The organism is Anaplasma marginale str. Florida (assembly GCF_000215485.1).
GTDB classification, from domain to species: domain Bacteria; phylum Pseudomonadota; class Alphaproteobacteria; order Rickettsiales; family Anaplasmataceae; genus Anaplasma; species Anaplasma marginale.
In genome coordinates this window covers 1-5,323 of sequence record NZ_AFMS01000073.1, presented here as the reverse complement: position 1 = coordinate 5,323, position 5,323 = coordinate 1, and the positions used below count along the sequence as shown (strand labels likewise).

At 48.0% G+C, this 5,323-nt stretch carries 8 protein-coding genes; 5 read left to right on the top strand and 3 right to left on the bottom strand.

All coding sequences use genetic code 11. The features are described 5' to 3' along the window. From GAC_RS02025 to GAC_RS06135, 5 genes are all read left to right on the top strand, one after another. Positions 1-522: UDP-N-acetylglucosamine--N-acetylmuramyl-(pentapeptide) pyrophosphoryl-undecaprenol N-acetylglucosamine transferase (locus tag GAC_RS02025; RefSeq protein ID WP_037349237.1), on the top strand; the 522-nt coding region annotated here is incomplete at its 5' end. A 146-nt stretch (positions 523-668) separates the two neighbouring features. Continuing rightward, on the top strand, positions 669-1,235 hold the full coding sequence (efp, locus tag GAC_RS02020; protein ID WP_010264096.1) for an elongation factor P: 567 nt from the start codon (positions 669-671) through the stop codon (positions 1,233-1,235). A gap of 2 nt (positions 1,236-1,237) precedes the next feature. Then, positions 1,238-1,999, top strand: coding sequence for an inositol monophosphatase family protein (locus tag GAC_RS02015; protein ID WP_010264099.1), 762 nt, complete (start codon positions 1,238-1,240; stop codon positions 1,997-1,999). Next, positions 1,996-2,553 (top strand): pseudouridine synthase, encoded by a 558-nt coding sequence (locus tag GAC_RS06140; protein ID WP_277812807.1) that lies wholly within the window; start codon positions 1,996-1,998, stop codon positions 2,551-2,553. Before GAC_RS02015 ends, GAC_RS06140 begins: the two co-directional genes overlap by 4 nt. Positions 2,554-2,597: 44 nt before the next feature. Further along, positions 2,598-2,885 (top strand): pseudouridine synthase family protein, encoded by a 288-nt coding sequence (locus GAC_RS06135; protein WP_277812806.1) that lies wholly within the window; start codon positions 2,598-2,600, stop codon positions 2,883-2,885. 249 nt (positions 2,886-3,134) lie between these two features. On the opposite strand, the gene GAC_RS02005 is transcribed toward GAC_RS06135, so the two are convergent. The 3 genes from GAC_RS02005 to GAC_RS01995 form a co-directional block, all read right to left on the bottom strand. Beyond that, complete coding sequence (locus tag GAC_RS02005) at positions 3,135-4,502, bottom strand: PleD family two-component system response regulator (RefSeq protein ID WP_010267432.1); 1,368 nt, start codon at positions 4,500-4,502, stop codon at positions 3,135-3,137. A gap of 196 nt (positions 4,503-4,698) precedes the next feature. Continuing rightward, complete coding sequence (gene tatB / locus GAC_RS02000) at positions 4,699-5,085, bottom strand: Sec-independent protein translocase subunit TatB (protein WP_011114291.1); 387 nt, start codon at positions 5,083-5,085, stop codon at positions 4,699-4,701. Then, positions 5,051-5,323: hypothetical protein (locus GAC_RS01995; RefSeq protein WP_037349235.1), on the bottom strand; the 273-nt coding region annotated here is incomplete at its 5' end. The genes GAC_RS01995 and tatB, both read right to left, overlap by 35 nt.

Sequence of the window (5,323 nt, the reverse complement as noted above, 5' to 3'; positions counted from 1 at the left end):
GGGGGGAGCCAAGGCCTTTGTACGTTTGGGAAAACTTTCGCATTAGCGATTGCGGAACTGCCCACCAATATTAGGGGTAGGGTGTTCGTAACGCAGCAGTGCGGGAAAGGCCAATTGGAGGTGATAACAGAGCTGTATGCTAGACATGGCATCAAGCATAAGCTCAGCGGGTTTTTTACTGACATGCAAAACATAATAGGTGAGGCTGACTTAATTATCAGCAGGGCTGGTGCAACCACAATAGCGGAAGTCATGGCGGCGGGTAGGCCAGCTATATATGTGCCGTACGAGCGATCTTCTTGTAGCCATCAGTTATATAATGCCCAATTGATAGAGAGTTTAGGTGCTGGCTTGTGTATTGAGGAGCGAACTCTCGACGTTTCAAGCGCCAGGGACGCGCTTACAAACTTGCTTGGTGACCGGAACAAATTACAAGAGATGTCTTGTAATGCAGCCAAGCACGCAATGCCCGATGCTGACGCACAATTTTGTGCGATAGTAGACGGCCTACTGAAGGGCTAAGTTGTTTGAATGTGCGGTGCGTTATAGTTACAGAGAAGTAGGAGGAGTTCGGGTTTTTGTGTGTTTGTGGGGGAAGTATAAAGCCTCTTTTTACTTGAGTTACTGGCTGCTTAAGCCTAGAATGAAGCCTGTTTTTTGGGGTCAGCATGGCTGAAAGGGGTAGTGATATAAGGCCTGGTCAAATTCTTGATCATAACGGTTCTCTTTACCTGGTGGTGAAGACCATGCACACCCAGCCCGGCAAAGGGGGGGCTTACATACAGGCTGAGCTGAAAAACCTTAAGACCGGTGCTAAGTATCAGGAAAGGTTCCGCTCTGATGGATATGTAAAACGTGCTATAGTTGAGGAGGTGGAGTATCAGTACATCTTTGGTGATGGTGCCTTGCTCACGCTCATGAACACTGCAACCTATGAACAGGTTTCTATAAGTGCGGATATGCTCGGAGAGAAGGGTGTTTATCTGAAGGAGGGTATTATTCTAACCTTATCCTTCTACCAGGGGCAGGTTGTGGCCGCCAGAGTTCCGGATTATGTGGTTTTGGAAGTTGTTGAAACAGAATCTGTGATCAAAGGCCAAACCGCATCCTCTTCCTATAAATCTGCCGTGTTAGAAAATGGTGAGCGGATAAGTGTTCCTCCTTTTATAAAGGTTGGTGAGCGAATAGTAGTTTATACCGTAGACGATACGTACTACGAGAGGGCGAAGGACTGAATATGTCTGCGCTTTTTTCTCCTGTGGTGAGTGTTATGCTCAGGGCTGTGCGCAAGTCCTCTAGGGGGTTGGTGCGGGACTTTAACGAGATAAGATGTCTGCAGCCTTCCCACGTCGCCGCGGGGGAATTTGCCAAAGCCGCTTACATAAGATCTAGCAGGATTATCAGTGAGGAGCTTTATACCTACAAGCAGGAATGCGGCATACTTTTCGATGATGCTGACATTGGGCAGGATCTGGGCGAGCTGTTTTGGTTTGTGAGCCCTATAGACAGCAGAACCAATTTTACTAACGGGCTGCCGTATTTTGCCACTGTGGTTGCTCTAGTGAAAAATGGGGAGGTCACTGCAGCGGTAGTTGATGCTCCTGTACTGAGGGAAACGTTCTACGTTGACAAAGGTCTGGGTGCTTTTGTGGAGAATTATCAATCCAGATATGCCAGGATGCACGTTGCGAAGAGGGAGAGCATCAAAGCCGCATTGGTGGATGTTTCTGCTGGATGTCCGGATGTTCTATCACTAACTCAAAACCTCGTATCACAGCACGCTGTGCTGCGCTCTATGGGGTCTGTTACGCTTGGGTTTGCATACGCGGCCTCCGCCTGCTATGATATGGTGGTCTATTCCAGAGTTCATGAATACAAAGCCCGTATAGGTAGGCTCTTCATTGAGGGGAGTAAGGGCAGTATGATAAACAAAGACGGGATGCTCATTGCGGGCAGCTTCTTTTTGTGTGATTTTGTCGAGCGAAATTTCTTACGGTGAAAAGGGAATATCTTGTAGAAGGAACGTGTTTTGAAGTGCGCGTAGACAGATATTTGCGGGGCCTTCTGCCGGGTGTTACTCAGTCTTTTATAGAGCGGCTGCTGCGCAGGGGAGAAATACTACTGAACAACACAAAAGCCAAGTCGTCCACGCGGGTCAGCAATGGTGATGTCTTGAGCATAAAACATGCTGACCGCATTGCACTGCGCGAGAAAGAAATACGTGCACTCCAGCATGTGCCGCTTTTGGACCTGATAAGTGGTAGCATACTGTATGAAGATAAAAACATCATAGCAATCAACAAGCCCGCTGGTGTCAGCGTTCAGGGTGGTAGCAAGGTTAAGGTCAGTATTGACGACGTGCTTGATAAGATAAAGCCAGGCGAGTGCTGCAGGATAGTTCACAGATTGGACAAGGACACAAGCGGTGTACTTGTGCTGGCGCGTAACCTAGATGTTGCAAGGTACCTTGCGCGCGAATTTCGAGAGCGGAGAGTCAAAAAAGAATATATTGCGGTTACCAGAGGTGTGCCACAGCCGGCATCCGGGGAGTGAGCACGCCAATATTTTACAAGGTACGGTCTGCCACCGGGGAGAGCATGATTGAAAAAGAGGCCAAGACTTTCTTCTCGGTTATGCGGATTTTGGGAGATTGTGCGGTGGTGTTGCTGCGTCCAGTTACGGGAAGGAAGCACCAATTGCGGATTCACATGTCGCAGATTGGATGCCCGATAGTCGGGGATAATAAATACCACAAGTGCGATCTTGCTGAGAAGGAGATGCTACACCTGCATGCTTCATTGCTGACCTTTGAATTAATGGGCCGTACACTCAGCATAGCCGCTAATGTGCCCCGCTATATGGAGGAGAAGATTAACCCACTTTAATGCTCGTGAAACCGCGTCCATTTTAAATTTGTTCCGCTTTAATACCCTACGATAACCGGCAAGGGTGGTCGCCTGCTGCGTAAGTGCTAGGTGCGCACTACCCAGGGGATGTGCGACTGCGGCACAGTTCCGGGTTTCAAGCATCATGGTAAGCTGCGGTGTGGCGCACGAATGCTACTAACTCGGTAGTGAAGTACGGCGGAATTACCGTTGAGGAGGGCGAGCCGGGGAAATCACACGCGGCGTTGTTTATGGCTGGTCGTACGATACGGCGTTTCTTGTCTCCTTAGCAGAATATAGGCATTTATCCGCCCTATTTAAAAAGTCCTTAGCCTCCTCAGAAGGGCGAAACTCTGCTACCCCGATACTTACGGTTTTTTCAAGCGCACCTCCGCTTGTGTTGAATGGCTCTTCAGCAATTTTTTGCCGAAGTCGTTCAGCCGCCGTCACGGCTTGATCTATACCCGTTTCTGGCAAGATGATGACAAATTCCTCGCCTCCAAATCTTGCAAGTAGGTCAGATATTCTAATATTGTCGAAAATTCTTTTTCTAAGCTGCTGCAGAAGCTCATCCCCGACAGTATGCCCAAAAGTATCATTTACCCGCTTGAAATGATCTACGTCTATTATCATTACAGACAGATCTTTACCTTTGTCACGCGCTTCGTTCACAATATTTTGGAAGTGCATATCGAAATATCGTCTGTTATAACACCCCGTCAAAGGGTCTGTGATCGACATTTCCGCATTATCTTCCAAGTGCATGCGCAGCGCATCTTGATATCTTTTCCTTTTGACTTGCACATTCGTCCTCGCAAGCAGCTCGTTGCTGTCTACAGGAGCCATGATATAGTCGCTAATGCCAATCTCAAAAGCCCTGCTCAGGATGCCAATATCGTCGCTTTCATCTAGTAGCACCAGTATGGGAGTGTAGCGCGTATTATTGTTACTCCTGAAGTTTGAGCAGAATCTGAGCCCATCGCCACCAAAATTGAGGTCTATTATGAAGAGATCATAGCTTTCCGCGTTCTGGAGATTGACATCCTGCGATGGGTTGTCCAACACCGCGGTTTCTTGAAAATACTCCTGCAGCACGCTGTTCATGTGTTCTGAGCGCACCTTATCACTATCGAGGATCATGATTTTGGCGTTGGAGATCTGGTTTGCGTAGTGCATAATGTTCCCGTCTACCGAGCTCATTTCTGTATTGGTCTTGCCTCTGAGCCTTAGCTCGTCCACGAGAATTTTGAACCTGGTGAGCGATCTGATTCTCGAAAAAAGCGCTACGTCGTTTATTGGTTTGGTCAAAAAGTCATCAGCTCCGGCGCTGATTCCATTTACGCGGTTGTCAGTGGTGTTATCCAGCGCCGTTACCATTACAACCGGTATGTAGGTTGTAGCAGGGTCAGCTCTTAGTCTTCTACAAGTCTCGTATCCGTCCATGCCTGGCATCATGACATCAAGCAAGATTAAATCCGGATGCTTTTCTCTTGCCAGCTGTATGGCCTCTTCGCCGCTCATCGCGGTGAGCACATTGTAGTATTCTTTGGTGAGCTTTGCCTGCAACAACTTGACGTTAGCTATGAGGTCATCTACCACCAGTATTTTTGCTGTCATTATTTTCTTCTCATGCTAAATGATCGTATAACCCGGGATTAGGGTACTATTGGCTGTGGTTGCTGATCAATCGGGTATTGTATTATACCATGCCACCCACACGCGTGCCAATTTCACAGTACGTCAGCACACAGCTATACACACTTGGGCGCTGTCTTACTTGCTGCGGTAGCCGATTAATGGCGCCACCATAGACTTAGTTGTCCTGTTGTTGCGGCTTGGCTTGTGCAGAGGCATCATCCGCCGCGCGTCCTGTCTCTGAGGCATCCAGTGCCTCTTTACCGCGACTATCGCGCCCTATTACATCGCTAACTTCGTAAGCCTCGTATAGAACCCCATCATCGCCCATTATGCGCTTTTTTGGCACTGCATAGCCAGTGCCTGTGCTATCACCACACGCTTCGCGCATGGAATTCCAAACTTCTTCCTTAATTTCTGTGAACTTTCTGTAATATGCCCCGGCGGTTTTTAGTAGCCCGGGAAGCTTTTTCGGATCTGTAACCAGGCACCCAACTACCAGAACCAACACCATTTCTGACAGGCCCACATTAAACATGGTGATCCTTTTCTGCAGTGAAGACACTTAACGCCCTGATTATTAGCACTAATCTACTGAGATCCAATTGTGTAGAGTTTATATCCTCCAAAAATCTGTAGTATCCATCCAGCTGACTCTTGTATTGAGTGCACCAGGAATCTACATGCTCCTGTACCACGCCGTCCACGCACTTTTGCATATCTACTTTCTCGAGTATCATGCGCTTTACTATGTTGCCAGTGATTATGGACTGGTAATCGCTAAGATCATCCAATAAGTTCCT

Coding starts and splice junctions, on each gene's coding strand:
- efp (WP_010264096.1), top strand. CDS start 669: ATGGCTGAAAGGGGTAGTGATATAAGGCCTGGTCAAATTCTTGATCAT.
- GAC_RS02015 (WP_010264099.1), top strand. CDS start 1,238: ATGTCTGCGCTTTTTTCTCCTGTGGTGAGTGTTATGCTCAGGGCTGTG.
- GAC_RS06135 (WP_277812806.1), top strand. CDS start 2,598: ATGATTGAAAAAGAGGCCAAGACTTTCTTCTCGGTTATGCGGATTTTG.
- GAC_RS02005 (WP_010267432.1), bottom strand. CDS start 4,502: ATGACAGCAAAAATACTGGTGGTAGATGACCTCATAGCTAACGTCAAG.